Below are 24,270 nucleotides of genomic sequence, written 5' to 3' on the forward strand. Positions count from 1 at the left end.
AATCTGCTCATGTCCTAAAATTTGATATCTCAATATCATAATATACCAAGGATGAGGAGATTACGTGAAGGGGAGATTCCATGAAAAACAATAAAAAGTGGATTATAGGCATTGGGGCAGTCGTCATTATCGGTGGAGGTATCATCGGTTATAACGTCATGAACCAATCGCTGGGCAACAATGTAGAGATTCAATCCGTAGTTCCGGCTCAATCGCAGCCGACATCAACGGAAGCAGCTTCGGGAAGCACAGCAGTACAAGCTGACCAGATCAATGGGGACTGGAACATTGCCGAGGGCTCCAAGGTGTACTGGTCAGTAACGACTTCTCGGGAGACTGTTAACTTCGAGGATGCTGCGGTTACAGGAAAGTGGACGTTGAACGTGAATGATCCTTCTGTCAGCACTGGAGAGGGCGTCGTAGATCTGAGCGTACTCAGCTCTGGTAATGAGCAGCGGGACGAGCATGTGAAGGCGGCGGACCTTCTGGATATCAGCCAATATCCTGAAGCGACCTTCAAGGCAACCTCCTTCTCGGAGCTACCACAAGAGTGGACTGAAGGTACTGCGGTACCATTCGAAATGAATGGCGTACTGACAGTGAAGGGCGTGGATAAGGACGTCGTGTTCCAAAGTCAGGCCGTGTACAATGAAGGAAAGCTGATGCTGTCTGGTACAACAAAGGTGACGTTCTCCGACTTCGGGCTGACGAATCCTCATAATGTTGTGCTTGAGACCGAGAATGAATTCACGGTTCAGCTTGAGCTTATCCTTGCAAAATAATGCGTAGGTAGAGGGGATGACCTTCCATACAGGAGGGGCATTCCCTCTTTTGTGGTATGATCAGACATTCGTAGGTCAGTGAATTAGTGAAATCAGTGATTGTGTAAATTATCATTGATAAAATGGAAAATTAAAGCGATAAATCAACCTATAATTTACTGTATCAAGTAAGGGGAAAGCATCTGAGCAGCAGGGGAGAATAGCGTTAGTAAGCCAGTAGAATGGTCCTAAAGACGAATACGAGTCTCTCTGTAGAGCTTGTATATTTATGATTGCAAACGTTTTATTAATATGTTAACATGAAATTAATAAAAGGATTGTAACCGCTTAATAGCGGGCAAAACCCTGTATGAATGAACTGAATAAGACTTATTTTAACTGTATATATTTACAATATATGTGTTATTAATTTCGATCAGGATTGTTACGTTTATGGCAAAACCTGAATTGAGCTGAAGATCTGTAGCATTGATGTGATGGCTATAGAAGTTCACTTAATTCAGGTTTTTTTATATACTCACACAAATAATTGCAGCGAGGGGAAATTACTTGATGAAGAGCAAGAAGACAAGAGCTTTATTGAAACGTACAGCGGTAGTGGCTACTGTATTTGGTCTGGTGGCAGGAACAATCCCGGCAAATAGCGGCTTGACTGCCGTAACTAATGCAGCGGATGCAGGTGTGTACAAGCTCCAGAATGCAGGCTTCCAAAATAATACGCTCCAGCAGACCAAGTATGGTCTGATTGAAGGGGTTACCAATGATGTATATAGCACAATGGGATGGCTCGGAGTACCGTATGCTGCTCCTCCAGTAGGCGAGCTGCGCTGGAAAGCACCACGTGAGCCAGAAGCATGGACTGGCATTCGTGCAGCCAAGACGTTTGCTTCGAACAGTCTGCAGCTCTCCGGTCAGAAAACAGTTGGCAGCGAGGATTCCCTCTACCTGAACATCTGGCGCCCAGATACAAAGGAGACGAACCTGCCAGTTATGGTATTCTTCCATGGCGGTGCGAATATGACTGGCTCCGGTAAGGATTTCCAAGGGGAGAAGCTGGCTCGCAGCACCAACAGCATCATTATTACCGTGAACTACAGATTGGGAGCCCTGGGCTTCTTCAAGAATAGCCAACTCGCTACGGATAATGCTCTGGATGACTCTGGCAACTACGGCTTACTCGATATGTTCCGCGCATTGGAGTGGGTGCAGGACAACATTGAAGGATTCGGCGGTAACAAGAACAATGTCACATTGGCTGGACAATCTGCCGGAGCACGTGATGTACTGGCGGCGCTGATTTCTCCGCTGGGTAAAGGTCTGTACCACAAGGCTATCGCGTTCAGTGGCGGTCTGACTACAGCAGCTCCAGAAGATGGAGAGCGCAAATCCAAGGAAGTACTCGCACAGCTGGCTCTTGAGGATGGCAAAGCGAACTCCTTAGACAATGCCAAGGCATGGATCAGCAAGTTGTCCTCCAGCCAAATGGATGCGTACGTTCGCTCCCTCTCAGCTGATCGTCTTGTCAAAGCTTTCGGGAGCACAGCGATTCGTATGGAGCCGTTCCCGCATTTGTTCCGTGATGGTACAGTAATTCCAAAGGAAGGCTTTGATGCTCTGGATCAAGGTAATTATAATAAGGTCCCTGTATTGCTCGGCAGTCTGGAAACGGAATTCTCCGGATTTGCCTTTGGTGATCCGAACTTCGCTCCTTCGATTAATGATGGAACATTGTTTACGGATTCAACTAAGGGAGCGCAATACGCAGCTGCTCTTAAGTATGGTAGCGAGATGTATGCTGGCTTCAACGCCGAGCGTGTAGCAGAGCGTCTGACGGCTGTAGAAGGCCAACCTTCTGTATATGCATATCGCTTCGCATGGGGAGCCAAAGAGGGCCTGATCTCTGACCGTCTCCATACGCTGCTGGGTGCTCCGCACGGTGCTGATCTGGACTTCTACACGGGTCGCGCTGACGGGATTGCGTCCTACTTCCCACAAGGATACTTCACTGAGGACAATCTCCAAGGACGTCTGGAGCTGTCGACTGTGATGAACTCCTACTTGAAGCAGTTCCTGTACACAGGTAATCCGGGAACAGGCGCTACTGGTGATCTTGAGGCATGGACACCATGGACTGCCGAGGATGGCAAGGAACGCATCATGAAATTCGACGGTGACAAAGAACAAGCGATCTTCGGCATGTCAGAGGATTATAATGGTGATAAGGAAGCTGTACTGGAGAAAATGAAGAAGGAGCTTCCAGAGGATACCTACAAGCTGTTGACAGAAGATGTACTGAAGGGACGTTTCTTCTGGGATTATTAATTCAGCTGAAGCAACAGCGTAGCCTACAGCTGAGACGAACCGAATAGCTTATTACAAAAAACGACATTCTCTTTATAGAGAGTGTCGTTTTTTGTGTATAGCGGAGCCTTTCATGAATATGCATAAACCGTCATAAAAATGGGCTTATCCTATCATTGTAGGATTTTTCGTTTCCTATATACTAGGAAAAAAGGGGGATTTATGAATAGAGCAGAAGCCATGTATCATTTCCGAGAGCATTACATAGATGTACATAAGAAGGACTATATTCATAAATTGGAAGAGGAACATCGTAACCAGTTTCATGTCAGATCTGCTGAATTTGTCGAAGCATTTCGGCGCATATGCAAGCTGGCCAAGACTGAACAAGATCAGGGAGTCAAGGGAGCGATCGCTTATATCACCTTTTCCATGAGACGAACCTATCTGATGCATCGGCAATATGATTATGTGGTGCAGGCATTTGACCGGAATTGGTTCTTTGATACCAAGCCGTGTGAGGAGCGTTATGATGCCGGGTGGGTGTGGACCTGCTGGCACGAGCTTGGTGAGCAGCTAGAATCCCGGCGCAAATTATACATGGATCGCCTTCTCCAACCGGAGGTGGAGCAGGTTCATTGGGCCTGTATTCCGGATTTTCATGAATATGTGGTGCGATTAGGAGCGGAATGTATAGGAGAGGCTGTGAAGCTTCCAGAATTCGCTGAGCTGGAGCTGGAAGAGGGACTTGAGATTAGAATTGGCGAGTACAAAGGGATCAGCAAGGTGATCTACTCCATCCCCGAAGAACCTTTTCAGGAGGAAGAAGAACTGATGGGCTGGATCTAAAAGGCTGACAGACAGGTGGAGTTCATGAGATGGAGATAGAGTACTATCGTGTAATACAGGATGATCGGTTCACGGATTATGCCCATCCACTCAATCTGACCAAGGAACAACTGCTGAGGCAAATAGCGATAGCTCAGGAGCAGGATATATCCTCCCTCCAGTTTTATGTTAATGGACAGGCTATTTTTCTGGATTGGCTGGATGATCCATTTTACATGTTATCGGATGAGCTGAAGGGTATCTGGGAACAGTATCAGCCCGGCTTGGCCTGGCGGCAAGTAATTCTTGCTGACCAGCACACCAGGACACAGCGGTTATGTTGGCTTATGGCCTCCACGGAGGTTATTAATGCGTTGTCCCCGCTTAGTGAGTGGAATAGAGATGGAACGTTGAAAAAAATGGTACTGGATGAAAGAAAGCTTCGTGGTCATAAGGTATGCAGGGTTCAAGGGGCCGGGGCTCCTGAGGTTGTTGTAGATCTGGATGTGGCAGAATGCATGCTTCGATTCCCAATGAAGGGGATACAGTTGCAGCGGCTTCAGATCGAGCGGGATGTCTTGGCTGGCAAGGATTAATATAGCAAGGATGTGTATGGGAGATGAGTGATAGTTATATCGTAGATGGAGCTTCAGTCCGTTGCAGCTATGGGAGCGCAACAGGTGTATTTCGAGCCGGAGCAGGACGGCAGGTATTCATTCACTCCAGAGCGCAGGGAAGTATTCGAGATTGTGAGCCTGGAATGCACATCCCTGCATTCGGCATGTGCAGCAGCAAGCATAATCCAGATGTGATTGCTGCCAGTCAGGGGCAGTTGGATCGCCTGATACCGCAGCCCTGCCGACCATCGGTCTCGATGGCTTGGTTGAATGGGAAGAACAACGTTATGGTGGATCATTCTCCAGCGCTACTGAGCTGCTCTACGAATATGTGCATGTGGTGTGGGATTATTTCATTTGATACAGATGGTCAGGAATGAACTACTCGGATGGAAAGGGTGAGGGCTAATGGGTCTCCTGTCAGAGCGGATACTTACTTATGAAAATATTAAAATCATGGCTCCTTATCCTATTGTCAGGTTGCTGGAGCTCGATCTGATCCATCAGGTTAATGACCATGGCAGACTTCATCTAACCGCTGTCATTTCGGATGACGATGAGCAAGGCTATGACAAACTGATGTATGAGGACGAGCCGGTCGAGGTGTATGAGATGGACGGGAGTCAAGTAGCAGCATGCCTCTTCAAGGGATTGATCACCCAGTTGACTGTCAGGTCGGTCAATGGAGTCTACTCCATGTCCCTCAGCGCGGCTTCTCATACGATTCTGCTGGATAGAAGGCCGACAAGCCGCAGCTATCAAGAGCCGGAGATGACGTATTACAAGCTGTTTCGTGACCGGATTGATGCTTACCCTCATGGTGATTTTATTGATCTAATTGATGCTGAACGTCCGTTGGGTGCTTTTACGCTGCAGTATCAGGAGAGCGACTGGTTGTTTTTGCAGCGAATGGCATCCAGATTAGGAACGGGATTAATTCCTGAGGTGACCTCTGAGGCTCCGCGATTCTGGCTGGGCACATCCAGAGGGCAAGTGAAGGGCAGACTTGAGGGGACTAACTACACTATACGAAAAAGTGCTGCAGCCTCGGGCAGTCGTAACAATAACCAAATAAATACATATTACGAGGTTGAAGATCCGGGTCGCTTCGCACCAGGGGACATTGTGATATTCAAGAATAGGGAGTGGAGTATACACCGTGCAACAGGCACAATAGTCAAGGGTCTCTTGACATTTGTATACGAGCTTGTCCCTGAAGAGGGACTGTCATATGAGGAGGCATATCTTCCGACGCTCTGCGGAACAGCGATTGATGGCGTAGTCATTGACAGGGCCAATGAGTCTGTCCGACTGCACCTTCATATGGATACCGAGCCTCCGACAGGTAGTACGTGGTTCTCCTATCCAACGATGTATACCGCGAATGGAGTGGGCTGGCAATGCGTGGCAGAGCTCGGGGACACGGTGCAGCTATACTTTCCCTCGGCCAACGAGAGAGAGGCCTATGTTATCCAGGCGATCCGTAAGAAGAAGCTTGTAGGAGATGAGATTCAGCAGCCTGAGCGCAAGCTTTTTCATACTCGGTCAGGGAAAAAAGCCAAATTCGATGAGAAGGAGCTTGCTTTGTCATCTCAGAAGGAGAAGCTTCTCATTCGACTGAATCCAGCCAGCGGCATGCATGTATATAGTAGACATGATATGAGCTTCACTGCAGATGTTGATCTGGTCCTGCATGGCAAGAAGGTTGAGATTACGGCAACCAAGGGGCTGAATTTGTCTAGTAAAACAAGCTACCTGAAGGCAGACGAGGAATTCCACTTGAAGGCAGCGAAGCTGTTGACGGCACAGGTACCGCTCGAAGAGCTGAAGGCATATGAGTCGTTAATGAAGGAACTGCAGGGCAAGAAGTATCCGTCCTGGGCACAAGAGCTATTGCTGCGATACAAGGCAGAATACTATAAGGCAATAGCAGCTGGCGACCAGAAGGGGGCGAAGGCTGCGGCGGCCAAAGCCAAGCAGGTGCGTGAGCAGCTTGCGACGATTGACGCCATGCCGGATTGGGCCAGATCGCAGATGCATGAATATACGGCTCAGTGGTGGGAGGCTCATGCAACTGGTGATAAGGCTCGGCAAAATAAAATTCATGCCCTGGCGAACAAGCTGCGCGATCATGTGCTCATCAACGATCTGATCCGAGGCAGTACAGCCATGTCGTATAAGGATGCCAATCGTCTGGCAGAGCTGTCGGCCCTGTATGCCGATGCGGCACACAAGCTTACAGTGGCTGACAAGGCAGCACTGGCGAAGGAGGCTGCTGAGCTGCGTAAGAAGTATGGCATCGGCAATCTGCAGGCGCGTGAGAACCTCAATAAGCTGGGTCGTAAATTTCCAGACAGCTTCCCCTATAAGCTACCTCTGGGAGACGAGTGGGATGCGGATCTTAATGCAGCATTATACGACTTTGCCAAGAAGTATGGTCTTGCCGGGAAGGGCTACAGCCGTGAGGTGCTGGAGGTATACCTGTATCAGGTAGCTAACGGTATTCTTCCGTGGCCGAAGGTGACTGCTACCAAGCCTGTGAGCAAGCCCGTAACCGAGGTGCCCGCGAAGCCGGATAAAGCTCCTGATAAGCCGAAGGACGAAAAACCAGCAGATGAGAGCGAGTACAAGGATGGGTTAGTAGCAGTAAGTCATATTGAACAATACATTAAGAAATACAGTTTAAAGGGCAAACAGGCGAAGGCGCTTTATCGTGTAAATGATTATACGAACAACAGTATGATTAAGAATAAGCTATCCAGTAATAAGAACACGCCGCTTGTATTTTTCTTTGAAGGCAACGGGTCTTACAGCTATGCGCAGCAGAATCATCCAGAGGGAAGATATGGAGCAATGGCTATTGTAGTTGTTAATGGTCAAATTAAATACACCAGTAAAAATGCAAGCTCTCTGCCGGACAACGAAAGTGTGGCTGCAACAGTAATTGATGGTGTGTATGAATTCGTAGGAGGCTATCATCGAAGCACATACCCAGCTCTACGCGTGCGGGATGGAGCAGGTGTACCAGCCACAAAAGGCTCCAAAAAGACAAGCTACACTGCAACGGGCATCAATATTCACAAGGGCTATAACAAAGATAATATAGATAGGCCTACATCTACAGGCTGTCTTACGGTTCACAAAGATGAATATGTGAACTTTCTTGTAGCCGTTGGAGTCGTTAAGAGGTCACTCAGTGAGAAGCCTATCGGTATTAAGGGGCTAGCCATTATAGATCGAAAAGATAGATAAGACCGCTTGAGAAAGTCGAAGAGAATTAGCTGTAATATGAGTGCGAAAGGGGGCAGTATGATTTCTATAAAAAAATTATCTATAATATGGCTTGCTTTAACCTTATCAGCTTGCGCTGCTCCTCTATTAAATACGGATGTTGAAACTCAGACAGAACTGACCACATCGCTAGCAAAAACAAAAGTCCCCCCCAAGGAGGATATAAGGGAATGGCTGCTAAGTGCGACATTAGGCGGTGGCCCTGGTGAGGATGAGATGTTCTTGACCAGATTGGATGATTCTACTGGCGAATCTTATATTTCGGTTCAGGAATTAGTCAATGAATTACAGACGGATGAAGAGCGTCAGGACAGCCAAGACTCCTACCTGTCGATGGGAAAGCTGAACAGTGATGGAAGTAGATTGGCTGTGTATCGTTGGTGGGATGGCGAGGAGCAATCTGACGTGGAGATCTACGACCTTCGGGAACGAAAAAAGGCGCAAGGCTTTGAGATGCCAGGAGACTTGCTCGATATCTCTGCTGATTTGACTCACTATTTCTATGAGCAGGAGGGACAGTTCTACGTCTATGATTGTATATCAGGTCAGAAATGGAACATTCGACTAGAACAGGATTATGGAGTGGAGGCCATCCCTGAGGATCGTGCTCTGGAGCGATACAGGCATGGTAAATTCTCTCCAGATCATGATCAGATTAGCTTGCCTGCTGCTAATAATGGCATAATGATCACCTCTATCCGGCAAGGAACATCCGAGCTCATAGTTACAGAGCACAATATATCTTCAATCGTGCAGTGGGATGAATCAGAGCAGCTTATATATACGGTGCATGAACATGAAGACTCATTTCTAAGCGAAATCTATGTGCTGGATATGTTGACAGGGCAAAGTCAGAGAATTGGGGCTGCAGATAATTCTTTTGTCTTGTCACCAGATCATACGAGGATGATTGAAGCTAATCAGGGGCTCGTTAAGACCTTTCTGGTCGAGCTACAAAATGATGAGAAAAGAGATATTACCAGTACTGTTAATGGACATGGTAACTGGACGTACCCGGAGCAATGGATTATGAGTAAAGTCGATTATTTGGATTACTTAGCAGCACACTAGATGCTGACAATATCATTTGAGGTGCTGTGATGTATCAAAAGATTGAGCGGTTACGACAAAGCGCAAATGCAGTCAAGGTACTGTATCTTATCTTCCTGTTGGTACTACTATGCGCGTGTACAAGTAAGGAACGAGCTAGCTCTGAATCCATAGCTGCCCAGGGTGATCAGACTCTGGCTGCCAGCACTGTTGAACAGACTACTAATCAGGCGCCAAACGGCAGCAGCAACCCAGACGTGTCCGCTCAACAGGGCACTCCTTGGCTATTGATGTATGGTGAAAATGATAGTGAGAGCCTGGATCAGCTGGTAGACCTGACGGACCCGACAGGCAGCAGCTATGTACGAATAGAAGATGTAATGAAGAGTTTACATGCGAAGAGCGGGGCAGCATATCCATGGTATGAGCTATACCTTGGAGGTATATCAACAGACGGCAGCCGTATTGCTCTGGTTCGTCAATCACATGAGCTGGATCATCAGCAGGTTGGGATATACGACCTAAACACAGCAGAGAAGCTGCTAGAGGTAGATATGCCCAATCAATTTATCCAATTCTCACCTGATCTGGAGAGCTGCGTGTATGAAATGGACCATAAGCTGTACGTGTATCGCTTCCAGGCTCAGACGTTGCAGGAGCTGAAGGCTCCTACTAATCAAGGACCGTATGAAGAAGGCGCTATCTACGGAGTGGTGTACTCACCAGATAGCCTTAGGTTGGCTGTACAGACTAGTGGTGCACTGTTCATTGTTAATTTACGGGATTATTCTGTAAGTCAGCATGAGCATGTGGCAACTACAGGTTTGGAGCTGAGGCAGTGGCTCAGCAAGGATCAATTGTTATATGCGGGGACTAATGACAATGAGCTATTTCTGGTAGATATGACAACTGGGGAATCCCAGAGTGTCGGTCAGCCCCCAGTGGATTTGGTAGAAGCTCCCGTCATGACATTGGATGGTGAGAAGCTCTTGCTTGCCGAGGAATCCGGTCCGATCCTGGAATGGAATTGGAAAAGTAATGATGTTGTCCGTTACCCGGCTGTACTCAACAGAATTGGCTACACCCTGAGACCGGTACAAAGGATCGAGAGTAGGACTGATTTTACACAATATCGTACAAGTATTCCTGTACACCAGATTACGGCATCATCAACGCTGCCGGATCAATCAGGAAATAACTATAATCCAGCTAATCTTATTGATGGAAACGCCAATACGGCATGGTGTGAGGGTGCCGCTGGCGACGGAGTAGGGGAGTGGGTGAAGCTGGACTTTGGTCAGCCTCAAGTGGTGAACGGGCTTGAAATCTTGAATGGGTTAACCAAATCCAAAACGTCTTATCTCGCCAATAATAGATTCAAGCGAATACAATTGGAATTCTCCGAGGGGCAGCGTCTTGTAATGAGTAGTGATGCGTTAAAGTATGAGCTGGATGAACCTGTACAGACCTCGTGGATCAAGCTGACCATTCTCGAAGTAGAATCTGGTACGACATATCCTGATACATGCATTTCCGAAGTAAGGGTGTTCTGATAGATTACTGTTCAGGAGAGAGGTGAAGCAGGGCATGAAATGGAAAGAGCCTACCTTTGGTGCGACACCTATGCTAAAGGCATTAACTACCGCCAGTGCTCGTAAGAAGGCCAAGTCCTTCGACCTGGTAGCGGAGCAGAAGAAGCAAAAGCTGACCTATCCCGATTGGGCCCAGGACTGGATGAGGAAGTATAAGGAGGCTTGGTATATTGCCAAGGCTAACGGCGATGAGGTAGGGATGCGCAAAGCGCAAAAGTTGGCCGAGGGCCTCCGTTCCAAGCTACGGGAAATGGCGAACATGCCGAAGTGGGCACAGGAACAGATGAAGAAGCAGACCCTGCTCTGGATGGAGGGACAGGCTACGGGTAACATCCGGCAGATGAAGGCAGCAGAGCAAGCAGGAAAGGGCATTCGTGAGAAGCTGGATCTGATTCGGACCATTGCGAAAACCTCCAAGGCTGATGCGGACAAGCTGAATGAGCTGACGGCTAAATGGTATGCCGCTCATGATCATGGCCTCGTAGACGGCAAAGATCTCAGCAAGGACCCTAAGGCTGTAAAAGCAGCGAAGGATAAATACAGCCAGGAGGCACAGGCGATTATTGGGAAGTATCAAAAGCCAGTCGAAGAAGAACCTCCCACTGCAAATGAAGAAGAAAAACCTCCTTCCAGTACTACAAATACACCTAGTGGAAAATGGATTCCTGCCTCAATACTTAAGCTTTCTGGGAGTTCTGAAGCAGAAAAATATCTTAATCAGCGATTGAGTAAATTTAAGAAAGTGACATGGAATCAGAGCAAGGTAGACGGTGTATGGGAAGCTTCAAGGGCTATAGATAACGCTTATCAAATCCAGATTGATCCTAGACTATTATTAGCAATTATCATTCAAGAAGGAACAGGAAGCTTCAATACAAGCAGTGATAACAGAGCAGCAGATGGTCAGCATGGTGTTGAAAAAGATTACGCTAAGGATTTAATGAAAGCCAATAGTCTGATTTTCGGAAAAATTCTTGGATATATTTATTACGGTGAGGACTTTAGAAGTGCTGTTCATAAGAATAAAAATCTAAAAGGAATTAGTGGAGACGGGGATGTTTTTCAATACTGCAATTGGTCTACGCCAATTATTAGGATGAGTTCCAAACGAATTGATCTGGGAGTCTACGCAGGTGATAATGCATGGCATTCAGGTGTCAGAAAAATCTATGATAACCTTAGTCAAAACTCATCTGCTGAGTATCAGATGTACTTGAAGAGCATTCCGAAGAACAAGGCAAAAGAAATTGTGCAGTCAGAGGGCATTAAGCTTAAAAATGCTTCTTTTGTAACTAGCCGAAATGGACAAACTAGCTTAGGCAAAAACAATGGTGAGTATACCATTGTCGGGAAATTCTAGAAGTGAGTTGATATCTTTTGGTAATTAGGTCAATAAAAATATACTCAGTAATTGCAGTCCAATTGCTATGCCTTTTATTGTTCAGTGCATGTACTGCAGATGAAGCGATAACTAGTCAAGAGAAACCTCCATCAGTGACATTGCAAAATGAACCTCATAAGATTCAGCAGCAAGAACAGGTACCTTCATTACAAACAGAAGACTTTACTATACAATATCAATCTGTCGCTATTCAACGAACAACCAATGTGCAGGAACTCATTCAAAAGCTGGGATATGGTGAGGACTATGAAGCTAATAATCAAGGATTCATTAGCGGAGATGATGAAAATAGGCGATGGAACCTTGTATATCCTAACTATAACAACCCAGATCTGCGTTTGATAGTCATGTCTGAAATGAGCCTACAAGCTGAAGAACTCGCGTATGGAGAAAGTTATCTCGTAGCTACAAGTCTGGAATCGTCCAATCTTGCTACAAGAAGAGGAATTAAGATAGGTGATCACCTGAATGCTATATTGCAAGCTTATGGAGAGCCAACTGTACAGCAAGATAATACAAATCAGGACATCACTGTACTGAAATATAGTCTCGATGAGCTTGTCTTGGAATTTAGTGTGGATAAAGCTACGAAGAAGATCGCCAATATTTTTATTGAATGGAATATGCAACGTTCGATTGAACAGCAGGATAGCTGATGAGAATAATAAGTATGTGTGCACCATTGCAAGTAGAAGATACTGTGGACTAGCCAGAGAAACATGAAGTATATATGCAGCGCTGCTACGTGGCAGTCATCGTTCGAAGGGGGATCATCCTATGGGTATACCAATCATCTATCTTAATGGCAGCGCCCTGCCCTTGAAGAATCCAAAAATCAAGCTGGTTCAACGGATCAATAATCATGCGAAAATGTATCTTACAGCGGTGCTGACAGGAGAAGAGCCAGAAAAATATGTGGAAGCAATGGATACAGGTGCAGGTCTGATGCTGTCTTATCAGGAGGATGATGACAAGCGAACGTTACTGTTCAAGGGTCTCATCAGTCAGGTGCGCATTAAAATGGTGGCGGATGTAGCTCATCTTGTAGCAGAGGCTGTATCCTATACCATCAAGCTTGATGAGGAGAAGCGCAGCAGGTCTTATCAAAATAAGAATATGCCCTACAAGGCTATACTGGATAAGGTCTTGGCCAGATACAAGGAAGCTAACTGCACACATCCTCTACGGGACGAGACAATTCAAAACTTCACTTTACAGTATGAGGAGACGGACTGGGAGTTCTTGAAGCGTATGGCTTCTCGTTTTGGCTGGGGGCTGATTCCTGATCCACTGACGAGCAAGCAACAGTTTTACTTCGGTCTGCCTGACGGTACGCAGAAGGGCAAGCTGAGCTCATACAATTATTCAGTTACCAGAAAAGCTGAGCCTAACGATTCAAATCTGCTGTATTACAAGGTGCAGACGAAAGGAATGAGCGGGCAGCGTCTGAGTATCGGAGACGAGACCCAGTTCAGGAATATGACGCTGTGGGTCTTGCAATCCTCGACTATGATTCGCCATAGTGCCCTCTGGCATGAATATGTCCTTACCACGAAGGAAGGAATGCAGCAGGAACTGATTCTCAATGAGAGCATCCGGGGAATGACATTGAAATCCAAGGTAATTGGACTGGAGCAGGATCATGTGAAGGTCTTTTTCTATGAAATAGATAAGGACAAGCCAGCTGTAGCTGAGACACACGCTTTTCCATATGCAACCTTCTACACCTCTGAGGGGAATACAGGATGGTACTGCATGCCTGAATTGTTCGATTTTGTAGATGTATATTTCCCGAGCAATAAAGAGCAGGATGCGATTATAACCCACTCGATTCGTAGACGCTCCAAGGGCGGCGATTTCATCAAAGACCCAGCAGTCAAGCTATTCATGACAAAATATCGTAAAGCCATTATTTTCGATCAGCACGAGATTCTGATTACGGGTCAGGATGATGAAGTAGTGATTCGTTTGCTGGATGATCACGGTATCGAGCTGCGCAGTACCAAAGATATTCGGGTTAAGGCGGATGGGACCCTTTCTCTCAAGGCAGGAAATACCGTACAGATTACGGCCAAGGACGCGATTGGGCTTAAATGTAAAACCAGTCTGCTGGAGATGGATGGGAATGTATCCATAACCGGGGCGAAGGTCAACATCCAATAATGCATGGCATAGGAGAAATGAGGATGGCTAAGGTAACTACAGGGGCAGTTGTTCAGGAGAAGCCCCGTACGCGCGAGGATATGATCCAGGAATGGAAGCGGAAGATTGCTAATGGAGAGTATCCGTACATTGTTGTAACGGAAGCTACGAACACAGCCAGACAAGAGTCTTAACATTTTCATTATGCTTTATTCATTGATAATGCTTTATTTATTGATCCAAAAAAAAATGGAAAAGCAAAAGAAAAGTGTAAGAGAATAGGGTACAAGAACGGATAAGAGAAGAGAGCTGCCTTCAATCATCTATGTGATGATTGAAGGCAGCTCTCTTCGGCTATAGCCCAAGTTGTTTATTCCATCTTCTCGTTTACCAGCTTAATGAGCTCATCAACAGCTTCTTCGACCAGATAGGGACCGTAGTTCCACTTGTTACGACTGACATTAATAATGCGATCATTCTTCACAGCGGGGATCGTCTGATAGAGCGGTTGCTCGAACAGATCCAGCATGGCTGGTAATTCATCATCATTCATCTGCGTGAAGAAGTAATCACTGTTGCTGCCAGCCAGCTCCTCCATTGATAGAGCATCGCCGCCATCAGCATATTGCTCGAACTGCGAAGGCATCTGGAAGCCGAAGTCCTCATAGACGAGCTTGCCAAGTGTGCCTCCTTTACCGCCAAGCAGGAATTCACCCTTGTACAGAATAAAGGTGATTGCTGTCGCCCCTTCTGGCAGGTTGACTTTGATATTGTCTCGGATGCCCTGCAGCTTGGCCTCGAATTTGGTGATCCAGGCGTCCGCTTCAGCCTTGCGGTTCATGACCTCGCCTATGTCTCCAAGAATGTTGATTACATCGGGATCACCGCCCCAGGATACAGCGACGGTAGGGGCTATGACCTGATACTTATCATACGTAGCCTGATCAAAGTATTCGGGTAAAATAATGATGTCTGGCTCTAGTGCCGAGATGGCTTCCAGGTTACCAAGTCCCTCTCCAATGCTCTCTACACCAGCCATATCCTCAGGATACAAGTCCAATACTACTTGGTCTACACCAACGGGCTTAAGACCCAGCGGTAGCAGATAGCCACCATAGGTAATCACCACAGCTCGTTTGGGCTCTACAGGAATCTCTATTTCCCGATTCAAGGCATCCTTGTAGACTCTGGTCGATTGTGCAGCAGTATCCGTAGCACCAGCATCACCCGTCTGCGCAGCATTTCCCTGCGACTGCTGTGCTTGTGGCTCGGTAGCCCCACAGGCCGCCAAAATCAGGGATAGACTAAAGAGTAGCAGCATTGCTGCAAAGGTCGGCTTAAGACCTGATTTCATGTCATTCACACTCCATGCTCCGTATTGAGAATCATTATCACTTATAACACTATAGCGTTCTGATTCGATCGAAGCAATGAACGATTTGAACCTCATTTCAGGACGAATTGAACCTTGCAGAGACAACTGCTTCATTTTGAACTGAGCAGGAGTGACCTCATTCATCTTTTTAAATAGACGACTGAAGTAATACATATCCTTATAGCCGACACGATCAGCCACATCCCGGATGGGGAGGTCACTGTGAGTAAGCCAATGCTTGGCCTTCTGAATGCGAGTACGTGCAAGATACTCCATGGGACTGCAGCCGTATTTGCGCTTGAACACTCGTGCCACGTAATGTGTACTATAATGCATCGCTTGAGACAACTGGTCCATGGACAGCTGTTGCTGGTAATTGTGCTGAATAAATTGGGCCACCTGCACGGCCAGGTCAGGCTTCTGGGCAGGGAGTGGAGATAGCTCTCGTTGATGATAAAGCTCGTAAATATATTGATACAGCAGCCCTTTCATTTGTAATTTATCCAGCTCCCGTCCATTCCTCCAGCATTCGAGCATACGTTCCAGCAAAGGAAGAAGACGTAGGGGATGGCCAGCTGTGAAAGCATATATTTCAGAGAAAGGCTCCGACTGAGCTGCACTGCTCTCCTGAAGCTGATTGGGATCGGGCAACGACTTATACATAATCATGTAATAATCCAATGGTTCAGTTAAACACTGGATGCTCAGTGATTCTCCCTTGCCAGCGTGGATCGCATGATGATGAACTTGGTGAATCTCCAGACCGCTCAAGGAAATGAATCCTTTCCCTTGATTCACATAGATGAAGGAGCTCGCAGGTAACCGATAGGAACGAAGCTCTTCGTCTTTTTTCATCCGGATATGACGGATATCCAGCAGTATGAGCGGCGTCTCGTTCCAGATTTGAATTTGTTTAGACCATTTCACGACATCCTACACCTCAAGTTGCTTGACATGAATGTAATTATAATAAGCATTTGGCATAAACCCAATGAATGTGCCCTGCCTATAAAAAAGCTTATGTATGGTCTATTTTATAGTATATTTAACAGAAGTGAACTAGATAGGATAGAATGTCTATTCTATTTTCAGAAAGGATTGAATGTACATGACTCAATATACAGTGAACCGGAATCGTCATCATGGGTGTCTGGTCGGTCTAGCGGTAGGGGATGCACTAGGCACCACTGTGGAGTTCAGCAGCCCCGGCACTTTTACGCCTGTGAAGGATATGGTTGGTGGAGGCGTGTTTGACCTGAAGCCAGGTCAGTGGACAGATGATACCTCCATGGCCCTATGTCTGGGGGAAAGCCTGGTCAGATGCGGTGGCTTCGATGCAGGGGACCAGATGCGCAGATATGTGAATTGGTACAGGACCGGTTATCTGAGCAGCACTGGAATTTGTTTTGATATCGGAAATGCGACTCGTACTGCGCTGGAGCGCTTCGAGCATACTGGCGAGGCGTATAGTGGTCTGACAGACCCTATGACAGCTGGGAATGGCTCTATTATGCGGTTGGCACCGGTGGTCATGGCTTATGCCCATCAGCCTGTGCAGGCCATACGCTATGCCGAGCAGAGCTCGTTAACGACACACGGTGCGGTCGAAAGTGTACAAGCGTGCGCCGTGCTGGCTGCGATGCTGGTGTCCGCTATGCAGGGAGCAGACAAACAGATGATGCTAGCGTCCACGACATGGCAAGACTGGCTTGGGGAGAAGGAGCTGTCTCCCGGACTGCAGGAGGTCATTGATGGTTCGTATAAGCACAGGGAGCCGCCAGAGATCAAAGGGACCGGATATGTCATTCGCTCGCTGGAGGCTGCTTTGTGGGCATTTGATCGTACAAGCTCATTTGCGGAAGGGGCACTACTCGCTGTGAATCTCGGAGATGATGCGGACACGACCGGAGCAGTGTATGGTCAACTGGCTGGCGCTTACTACGGTTATGATCAGATCCCGGAGCACTGGCTTGCACGGCTTGCTATGAAGGATGAGCTACAGGAGCTTACAGACAGGCTGTGGGGCATGCTTGGCCAAGAGTAGTTAGAAGGCTAGTAGATACTTGCCAATGTAGCAAGTCTATAGCTGAAAATGTTCAGGAATTCCGACTGTGTCTCTCAATGGTCGGACACGGACTGCGCTAAAGACACTGCAGCCTTACTATGCCATACGGCGATGCCGAAGGAGACAAGAGCGACGATCAAAAGGATGCCATACACATAGCTGTAGGCCTCTGCAGATGGCAGATAGCTCTTGCTGTGTAGCAGCAGACCACAGAAGGCTACAGACATTGAGCCGCCGAAAAATTGAATCAGCTGCAATAAGCCCATTCCGGAGCCCACCAACTCCCGAGGCAGCAGCCGGGCAGCTTCATTATTGACGGAAGCCATCGTGGCTGAGAACGCAGGAGAGAAGATGAGATACCCTAGGGTCACGATCAGCGCCGAAGCATGAATTTCCAGCATGAACAACAGCAGGACAGCGCTTAGCAGCACATGTCCGACAAGTAGGAAGCGCATGCCTCCACGACTATCAATCCAGCGGCCAACGAAGCGGGCACAGCCAGCAGATAGCAATGCACCAGGAGCAATCAGCAGTCCGATCATGAGTGAGCTGCGGTGGAAGACGTTGGCTAGCACTAAGGGCATCAGGAACAGGTTGCCCAGATTCAGAATCAGGATACCGAAGCCGATGAGTAGCAGTCTTGTATAGCCAGGCACCGCAAAGAGCCGGGGATGAATAAACGTATTATTCGCCCGACGTATATATATAGCGTGCACGATAAGCGACACGACTCCGACGCTTAACCACAGCAGGGATTGCGTTGTAATGGCTACGAGCAGCGAGGCAGCATTGATGACAGTCAGCATGGCGCCAATAACATCGAATGAGCTGCCAGCGGAGGACTTTTCCCGAGGCAAAAAGTACAAGAGCACAGGCAGAGCAGCAAGAACAAGCACAGTAACCGCGAATAGCCCGTTCCAGCCCCAATATTCGCTAATCAGACCTCCGACGATCGGTCCCAGGCCGAAAGCCATGGCTCCAGCTGATGAGATCATGGCGATGGCAGCACCTCTACGCTGGGCTGGCACATATCGACTGGCGATGACTAGCCCCAGCCCCGCCATCACTCCGGCACCAGCGGATTGCAAAATGCGGGTAGCTAGCAATAAGGCGAAGGAATGCGCAAATAATCCAAGCACAGAGGCTAATCCCAAGGTCAGCAGACCTGTTGCGACCAGCTTGCGCAGTGGGAAGCGATCAGTCAAGCGACTATATATTACTGTGGAGAGGGCATAACCGATCGAGTAGCTGGAAATGACCCAGGCACCGAGATCAGCCGTAATATCAAGATCCTTTATAATGGCAGGCAAGGATACGTTGAACATCGTTGTATTCATGACGACAATGAACAGACAGCAGGTCCAGAGGGGCATTACGATTTTGTCTTTCATACTACCATTCCTATCTATTGAAAATGACGTGAATTACGAATTTCATACTATTTAAATTGTACTCCTTAAAAATTGATATAGCAATATTGCCATATCATTATCCAATACTTTGCATGAATTATGCAGTGAGAAACACTGATAAGTCATATTATCATATGTAGAGCAAGCCCCCAATAACCGATATATAACAAGATAGGTTATTTCATTTACAGATAAATGGGGGAATTGGAAATGGAAACAGGAAGCACGAATGAAGCCAGTAGCTCCAAGGCAAGGTTGGATATCAGGATCAGCACGGCAATGTTGATGATGGTCATTATTGGCCTGGTTGGTTTGTTAACGTTAACATTTGTAGGCTTATCAGGAATGAATGAGATGAAAAAGGATTCGGGCACGCTCTACAATGACCGTTTTCAGCACCAGACAGTGATTCTTCAGCTCAAGGCAGACTTCTACAATATGAGAGCTAACTATACGAAGGTTCTCGACAATCCGCAATATACGGATAAACAGTACGAGCAGGTGCAGAAGGGCAAGGGCAGTGTAAGCAATAACCTGAACAGCTTCGGGCAAATGAATCTGGACAACGAAGAGCAGGGGATGTATGGCCGATTGCAGGCTGCAATAGATACATACTATCAGGATATTGAAGGGATTATGGCAGTCAAGAAGGATACGGGAACCTATGATAATGAGGAACGCGGACGCATTAACTCGTCCAGTACAGCGATAGTTGAACAGATTACGAAAATGTCCGATTACAACAACGAGCAATCAGCGCTGCTGTATGGGGAGGCTCAGGAAGAAATAACGAAGAACAGGAGCCTGCTCGTTGCAGTCATGACGGGGGTTGTGCTCCTGCTCGCTGCGATTTCCTTCCTGGTCATTCGTAGAACCAAGCATCAGATGAAGATGATTACCGAATACTGTGGTCAGATTATTCAAAAAGACATGACAGCCTCACTCGATCCCCGACTACTTCAGGGGAACAACGAGATTGCCGTCATTTCTCGTGCTATTAAGGAGATGACAAGCAATACAACCGGCGTCATTACTGGTATTGTACGTGAGTCTCGTCATATTAGTGGGCTCAGTGATCAGACGAATCATAATATTGCTGCGCTCAATGAACAGATTCGTGATGTCTCGGCTACGGTAGAGCAGCTATCCGCCACGATGCAGGAGACCAGTGCTTATGCCCAAAATATGAATGACTCTGCAGAGCAAGTAAAAAGCGCCATCGAGTCCATCGCCAGCCGCTCTCATGAGAGCACAGAGACGGCACAGAGCACAAGTCGGAGGGCCGAGGCATTGCAGCGTGAAGCCGGTGAATCCAGCCAGCAAGCAAAAGAAGTGTACCAGACGGCGAGCCAGAAAATGGCCGAAGCTCTTCAGCAGGCTAAGGCCGTCGAACAGATTCGTATGCTCTCGCAGTCAATTCTGGAGATTACTGCACAGACGAATCTGCTTGCCTTGAATGCATCTATTGAGGCATCTCGCGCAGGAGAGGCAGGTCGAGGCTTTGCCGTCGTTGCGAATGAGATTCGCAAGCTTGCTGATAGCTCCAGACACGCAGTGGACCAGATCCAGAGCGTTACACATGAGGTTGTGCAATCGGTGGAGTACTTGTCCACTAGCGCTGAGGAGCTACTGGAATTCATGAAGCATCAGGTAGGACGGGATTACCAGCTGCTCGAGGACACGGCTGGCCAATATCTCCGGGATACGGTGGAGTATACCCATACTGTACAGGAGCTTAATCTTACCTCCCAGCAGGTCCGGGATACAGTAGAGTCCATGGTGAGAGCCATTCATGAAATTGCAACAGCCAGCGAGCAATCTGCAGTATCTACTCAGCATATCGCCGAAAATATGGTAGTATCAAGCGAGAAGTCCTCCCAGGTTACTGAGCAGTCTGATCAGGTGAAGAACAGTGCGGTACAGCTCAATTCATTGATCGCAGACTACAAGATTCATGGTGAGGGTGATCGTACTATTGAATAGCTACACCCGAATTAAATATGACGTAAAGGAGATCTATGATTGAAGGCTACGTATGTTGATTATCTGAAATACAACCTTTTATTGCGAACACTACCGTTAATTATTTTGGTTACCTTGTATTTCATTATGCTGAAGGACAATTTTGCCCGAATATTCGATATGTTTGTCCTGATTCTGGAGGTAGAGGACGAATTGCCTTCGGCAATGGATTGGACACCGCTGGGAGATTTGTTACTGGTGTTCCTCATGGCTATTTTGTTCGGTATCGTGTGGACCTTTTTGCGGTCGGGACTTTACTTTATGCCTTCTCTAGCCGTTCAGGGGGACATGAAGCTCTCGTCGATTATGCGTGTAGGGACACGGAAGTTCCTGTGGGTATATGTACTTGTGATGATTGGTGGTGCCAGTGGGGGGACTGTATTAAATCTTCTGGCTCAAGTGGCGCTTTGGATTCCTATCCTGGGATGGATCATTTATGCTGTTGTCTCGGCTTACTGTATGGCGCTGGTTGAAGTCATCTCTTATTATTATTTGTCGTACAATCTGCTTCACGGCCATGCTACACTGGCCAGACCTGGTGATCGATTGCAGGAGGTGCTAGGTACAAAGGCTAACCGTAATGTGTATGTGTTGGCCCTGGCGCTTGCGGGATCGTCTCTGGTCTTACTCAATATATTAGTGGTACCCATTATTCAGATGAAGATTGCAGAGATGATCAGTCGTAACCAGACGAATGATTCAGATGCGCCCGCTCTAGGAGGGCCGACTCCAATGTCAGCCAATGGAAGTGGAATACACTGGAAGAAGTAGCTGAATTGCCATAAGGCATAACAGATACAGCTGTATATGAGGGAAGGATTGGCAAGATGAGAATCATAATATCGCCCGCCAAAAAGATGAAGGTAGATACGGATAACATGGCTTACCGCGGGTTGCCTCGATTTATGGAGGAGTCAGAGCACCTACTAGATTTGCTTCAAAAACTTACGTACGATGAACTCAAAACGTTGTGGAAGTGCAACGATGCTATCGCTGCGCTGAATGTCGAGCGGATCCAGCATATGAATTTGAAGGGTAATTTGACGCCGGCTATCTACTCCTATGAGGGCATCCAGTATCAGTACATGGCGCCGGGCGTTTTTGAAAATGAAGAGCTGGATTACCTTCAGCGACATTTGCGGATTTTATCCGGGTTTTATGGGATGTTGAGTCCTTTTGACGGGGTGACTCCGTACCGGTTGGAGATGCAGGCAAGGCTCGGAGGCCCCGACTTCAGCTCTCTCTACCAATTTTGGGGCAGAAAGCTCGCAGATCGGCTTCTCTCCGAAAGTAGCTGCGTTCTGAATTTGGCTTCCAAGGAGTATAGCAAATGCATTTCTCCTTTTTTGAGCAAAGAGGATCGGTTTATCACATGTATTTTTGGGCAGCAGATAGACGGAAAGGTTATTGAGAAGGGAACTCAGGTCAAGATGGCCAGGGGAGAAATGGTACGTTTTATGGCGGAACGGCAGATTGTAGCCGTGGAGGGCATTCGAAGCTTTGACCGGTTAAACTATGGTTTTTCAGAGGAACTGTCCGACGAGCGCACTTATGTTTTCATACAGACACTTGAAAAATGAGGCGGAAAACTGGTCTGCCCAATTCAGTAGATCTTGCACCATAGTTGGATTTTGGGGGACAGTACACCTGTCCCCTTTTTGTATGCGATCCAAAGAAGGCATTACAAAGCCTACCTTGGAGAGATTCTATACCTTTGATTGTGGAGATAGGTGCCAGCCACGGGTGAGGACTATTTACGCTGGGCTGCGAGCCATTCCATCAGGGTAACAGCCTTGCCATTGACGGTCACAGGCGTGCCATCAAAATCCTTGGTGCTATCGTTATTCAATACGTAGATCCAGGACCAATGTGCATCGTATTCATATGGCTGTACGCTTCCCCCCGCCAATGCGTACTCATTCCGGATATCTGTGACCTTGTCAAAGTAAGAATAATGAACATGAGGTGCTCCGGCTAGTACGAGGCGTTGATAGGTTGCCGTGGTATTTTTGGCTGTGTTGACGACCTGATCCTGTTCAGCAGCCGTGAACCAGATCGGTGTTTGCTTCAGCTTCGCGATGTCCTCATCACTTAACCAGGCATCCAGGTAAGCTTCGGCTACAGGGTAGGCTGCCGCAAAATAATCAGGATCTGCAAGCAGTAGATTCACGGTCATAAAGCCACCATTGGAGCCTCCACCAAGATAGATGCGACTTGTATCGATCGTATTCTTGTTGTCCTCAACATATTGCTTAATCAAAGCTAGCAGGGCGTTGGTGTACATGCTGCTGCCATCCTTGGTATATTGCCCACTACCGTCATTCATCCACATGGTTGGCGTCTGCGGGACTAGAACCTCGGCGCCGCCAAAATACCCCTGAATCGGCTCTTCAGCTAATGCAGTTACCTCATTGGCCAGCACCGAAATGCGTGGGTCCGTACCACCCTCTCCAGCGCCGTGAAGCCAGATAATCAGGGGCCGCTTTTGTACGGTGCCTTCAGGCTTGTAGGACGCATAGGTGAGGGTAATATCTCCATGCTGCGCATCTGTGTAGTTGAATTTTCCACTAGTATCAAATTCATCGACTGTTTGCTCAACTATAGTATAAGGATTGTGTTTGGTTGTAGTCAGGTTAGTAACTTCACTGCCTTCGGTATTTTTCAAGGGCTGCTGCTGGATAATGGTATATTGATAATTAGCATATTTATTATGTGTGGCAGACAGATCATAATAAATCGGGCTGGTAGTAGGATCGTCAGGCCGTACAGTCATTTCGATCGTGATGTAATTACCAGCTTCCTGCTCAGAGGCGTTCCCTTGCTCGTCAGAGAGATAGATCTGCTGGATTTGTCGACTGCTGCTGTCGAAGGCTTCATAGCTGATCCCTGTTTGAAGATTCAATTGTGGGTACGTGCGTTCAACGAGTACCTTAAAGCTATCCTTCTCAATCGAACTCGCGAGTACTTCCGTATTGATGTTCAGTATGACCTTATAGATACCGGGACCTCCGTCATACACTTTGGTCAGCAGCTTGTAGGATGGAATAGATGATTCGGCATAAGAAATGTTAGCGCTTACAAACAAAGAGGTCAAAGTACCTGATAATACAGTCAAAGCGAGAAGTCCTGTGGCAAAACGTCGTGTGCGTTGCTTAGTCATGCTTATTCCTCCTAATTGTGAAATTTCTTTTAAGAAGCCAATATTATGTAAGCGTATCAAAGCAGGATCTTTTTGACAAGGATTTCTATCACCGGGATAGATGATTCGGTATGTAAAAGTCAAATGCGCATGTGGAACGTATGCGGTTGTCTTTGCACTATTTTGTATGGATTCCGTTAAGAGAGAGCTTGAACCGAGGTCATTTCCTCATTACATAGGAAATTAATTGAA

General features: G+C 47.2%; 19 protein-coding genes. 16 read left to right on the forward strand and 3 right to left on the reverse strand.

Annotated elements, in window-relative coordinates; genetic code table 11:
• Positions 1-80: 80 nt before the first annotated feature.
• From K331_RS0117230 to K331_RS32265, 12 genes are all read left to right on the forward strand, one after another.
• Complete coding sequence (locus K331_RS0117230) at positions 81-782, forward strand: YceI family protein (RefSeq protein ID WP_028591266.1); 702 nt, start codon at positions 81-83, stop codon at positions 780-782.
• A 552-nt stretch (positions 783-1,334) separates the two neighbouring features.
• A complete protein-coding gene (locus K331_RS0117235; protein WP_028591267.1) occupies positions 1,335-3,104 on the forward strand; it encodes a carboxylesterase/lipase family protein in 1,770 nt (589 codons plus the stop codon).
• Positions 3,105-3,305: 201 nt separating this feature from the next.
• Entirely contained in the window at positions 3,306-3,932 is a 627-nt protein-coding gene (locus tag K331_RS29825) for a hypothetical protein (RefSeq protein ID WP_051289894.1), read from the forward strand.
• 29 nt (positions 3,933-3,961) lie between these two features.
• Positions 3,962-4,507 carry a hypothetical protein gene (locus K331_RS0117245; RefSeq protein WP_036635191.1) on the forward strand — a complete coding sequence of 182 codons (546 nt, stop codon included), beginning with the start codon at positions 3,962-3,964 and terminating at the stop codon, positions 4,505-4,507.
• Positions 4,508-4,530: 23 nt separating this feature from the next.
• Entirely contained in the window at positions 4,531-4,908 is a 378-nt protein-coding gene (locus K331_RS0117250; RefSeq protein ID WP_028591269.1) for a DUF4280 domain-containing protein, read from the forward strand.
• Positions 4,909-4,936: 28 nt separating this feature from the next.
• Complete coding sequence (locus tag K331_RS0117255; RefSeq protein WP_028591270.1) at positions 4,937-7,780, forward strand: contractile injection system protein, VgrG/Pvc8 family; 2,844 nt, start codon at positions 4,937-4,939, stop codon at positions 7,778-7,780.
• 261 nt (positions 7,781-8,041) lie between these two features.
• Positions 8,042-8,890, forward strand: coding sequence for a TolB-like translocation protein (locus tag K331_RS0117260; protein WP_028591271.1), 849 nt, complete (start codon positions 8,042-8,044; stop codon positions 8,888-8,890).
• A gap of 29 nt (positions 8,891-8,919) precedes the next feature.
• Positions 8,920-10,422, forward strand: coding sequence for a discoidin domain-containing protein (locus tag K331_RS0117265; protein WP_028591272.1), 1,503 nt, complete (start codon positions 8,920-8,922; stop codon positions 10,420-10,422).
• Positions 10,423-10,456: 34 nt separating this feature from the next.
• The gene (locus tag K331_RS32725; protein WP_028591273.1) at positions 10,457-11,821 is read left to right on the forward strand and encodes a hypothetical protein; all 1,365 of its coding nucleotides are present in this window, start codon (positions 10,457-10,459) and stop codon (positions 11,819-11,821) included.
• A 134-nt stretch (positions 11,822-11,955) separates the two neighbouring features.
• Complete coding sequence (locus tag K331_RS0117275; RefSeq protein ID WP_028591274.1) at positions 11,956-12,519, forward strand: hypothetical protein; 564 nt, start codon at positions 11,956-11,958, stop codon at positions 12,517-12,519.
• A 121-nt stretch (positions 12,520-12,640) separates the two neighbouring features.
• Entirely contained in the window at positions 12,641-14,026 is a 1,386-nt protein-coding gene (locus K331_RS0117280) for a contractile injection system protein, VgrG/Pvc8 family (RefSeq protein ID WP_028591275.1), read from the forward strand.
• A gap of 23 nt (positions 14,027-14,049) precedes the next feature.
• Positions 14,050-14,199 carry a hypothetical protein gene (locus K331_RS32265; RefSeq protein WP_166653147.1) on the forward strand — a complete coding sequence of 50 codons (150 nt, stop codon included), beginning with the start codon at positions 14,050-14,052 and terminating at the stop codon, positions 14,197-14,199.
• A 176-nt stretch (positions 14,200-14,375) separates the two neighbouring features.
• Here K331_RS32265 and K331_RS0117290 read toward each other — a convergent pair whose 3' ends face one another.
• Entirely contained in the window at positions 14,376-16,307 is a 1,932-nt protein-coding gene (locus tag K331_RS0117290; protein ID WP_028591276.1) for an AraC family transcriptional regulator, read from the reverse strand.
• A 175-nt stretch (positions 16,308-16,482) separates the two neighbouring features.
• Between K331_RS0117290 and K331_RS0117295 the strand changes: the two genes are divergently transcribed.
• Complete coding sequence (locus tag K331_RS0117295; protein ID WP_028591277.1) at positions 16,483-17,424, forward strand: ADP-ribosylglycohydrolase family protein; 942 nt, start codon at positions 16,483-16,485, stop codon at positions 17,422-17,424.
• Between the two features lie 74 nt (positions 17,425-17,498).
• On the opposite strand, the gene K331_RS0117300 is transcribed toward K331_RS0117295, so the two are convergent.
• The gene (locus K331_RS0117300; protein ID WP_028591278.1) at positions 17,499-18,836 is read right to left on the reverse strand and encodes an MFS transporter; all 1,338 of its coding nucleotides are present in this window, start codon (positions 18,834-18,836) and stop codon (positions 17,499-17,501) included.
• Positions 18,837-19,067: 231 nt separating this feature from the next.
• On the opposite strand from K331_RS0117300, the gene K331_RS0117305 reads away from it, so the two are divergent.
• Genes K331_RS0117305 through yaaA form a run of 3 tightly spaced genes read left to right on the forward strand, consistent with a single transcriptional unit; the run spans position 19,068 to position 22,459 of the window.
• Positions 19,068-20,840, forward strand: coding sequence for a methyl-accepting chemotaxis protein (locus tag K331_RS0117305; protein ID WP_028591279.1), 1,773 nt, complete (start codon positions 19,068-19,070; stop codon positions 20,838-20,840).
• Positions 20,841-20,879: 39 nt separating this feature from the next.
• The gene (locus K331_RS0117310; protein WP_028591280.1) at positions 20,880-21,650 is read left to right on the forward strand and encodes a hypothetical protein; all 771 of its coding nucleotides are present in this window, start codon (positions 20,880-20,882) and stop codon (positions 21,648-21,650) included.
• Between the two features lie 56 nt (positions 21,651-21,706).
• The gene (gene yaaA, locus K331_RS0117315) at positions 21,707-22,459 is read left to right on the forward strand and encodes a peroxide stress protein YaaA (RefSeq protein ID WP_028591281.1); all 753 of its coding nucleotides are present in this window, start codon (positions 21,707-21,709) and stop codon (positions 22,457-22,459) included.
• 170 nt (positions 22,460-22,629) lie between these two features.
• On the opposite strand, the gene K331_RS0117320 is transcribed toward yaaA, so the two are convergent.
• Complete coding sequence (locus tag K331_RS0117320; RefSeq protein ID WP_028591282.1) at positions 22,630-24,039, reverse strand: prolyl oligopeptidase family serine peptidase; 1,410 nt, start codon at positions 24,037-24,039, stop codon at positions 22,630-22,632.
• Between the last annotated feature and the right edge of the window lie 231 nt (positions 24,040-24,270).

It is taken from the genome of Paenibacillus massiliensis subsp. panacisoli DSM 21345, assembly GCF_000426545.1.
Lineage (GTDB): Bacteria > Bacillota > Bacilli > Paenibacillales > Paenibacillaceae > Paenibacillus > Paenibacillus panacisoli.

What these genes read in the sequence shown, in the direction of transcription:
- K331_RS0117230 (WP_028591266.1), top strand. Translation starts at nt 81, where the DNA reads ATGAAAAACAATAAAAAGTGGATTATAGGCATTGGGGCAGTCGTCATT.
- K331_RS0117235 (WP_028591267.1), top strand. Translation starts at nt 1,335, where the DNA reads ATGAAGAGCAAGAAGACAAGAGCTTTATTGAAACGTACAGCGGTAGTG.
- K331_RS29825 (WP_051289894.1), top strand. Translation starts at nt 3,306, where the DNA reads ATGAATAGAGCAGAAGCCATGTATCATTTCCGAGAGCATTACATAGAT.
- K331_RS0117245 (WP_036635191.1), top strand. Translation starts at nt 3,962, where the DNA reads ATGGAGATAGAGTACTATCGTGTAATACAGGATGATCGGTTCACGGAT.
- K331_RS0117250 (WP_028591269.1), top strand. Translation starts at nt 4,531, where the DNA reads ATGAGTGATAGTTATATCGTAGATGGAGCTTCAGTCCGTTGCAGCTAT.
- K331_RS0117255 (WP_028591270.1), top strand. Translation starts at nt 4,937, where the DNA reads ATGGGTCTCCTGTCAGAGCGGATACTTACTTATGAAAATATTAAAATC.
- K331_RS0117265 (WP_028591272.1), top strand. Translation starts at nt 8,920, where the DNA reads ATGTATCAAAAGATTGAGCGGTTACGACAAAGCGCAAATGCAGTCAAG.
- K331_RS32725 (WP_028591273.1), top strand. Translation starts at nt 10,457, where the DNA reads ATGAAATGGAAAGAGCCTACCTTTGGTGCGACACCTATGCTAAAGGCA.
- K331_RS0117280 (WP_028591275.1), top strand. Translation starts at nt 12,641, where the DNA reads ATGGGTATACCAATCATCTATCTTAATGGCAGCGCCCTGCCCTTGAAG.
- K331_RS32265 (WP_166653147.1), top strand. Translation starts at nt 14,050, where the DNA reads ATGGCTAAGGTAACTACAGGGGCAGTTGTTCAGGAGAAGCCCCGTACG.
- K331_RS0117295 (WP_028591277.1), top strand. Translation starts at nt 16,483, where the DNA reads ATGTACATGACTCAATATACAGTGAACCGGAATCGTCATCATGGGTGT.
- K331_RS0117300 (WP_028591278.1), bottom strand. Translation starts at nt 18,836, where the DNA reads ATGAAAGACAAAATCGTAATGCCCCTCTGGACCTGCTGTCTGTTCATT.
- K331_RS0117305 (WP_028591279.1), top strand. Translation starts at nt 19,068, where the DNA reads ATGGAAACAGGAAGCACGAATGAAGCCAGTAGCTCCAAGGCAAGGTTG.
- yaaA (WP_028591281.1), top strand. Translation starts at nt 21,707, where the DNA reads ATGAGAATCATAATATCGCCCGCCAAAAAGATGAAGGTAGATACGGAT.
- K331_RS0117320 (WP_028591282.1), bottom strand. Translation starts at nt 24,039, where the DNA reads ATGACTAAGCAACGCACACGACGTTTTGCCACAGGACTTCTCGCTTTG.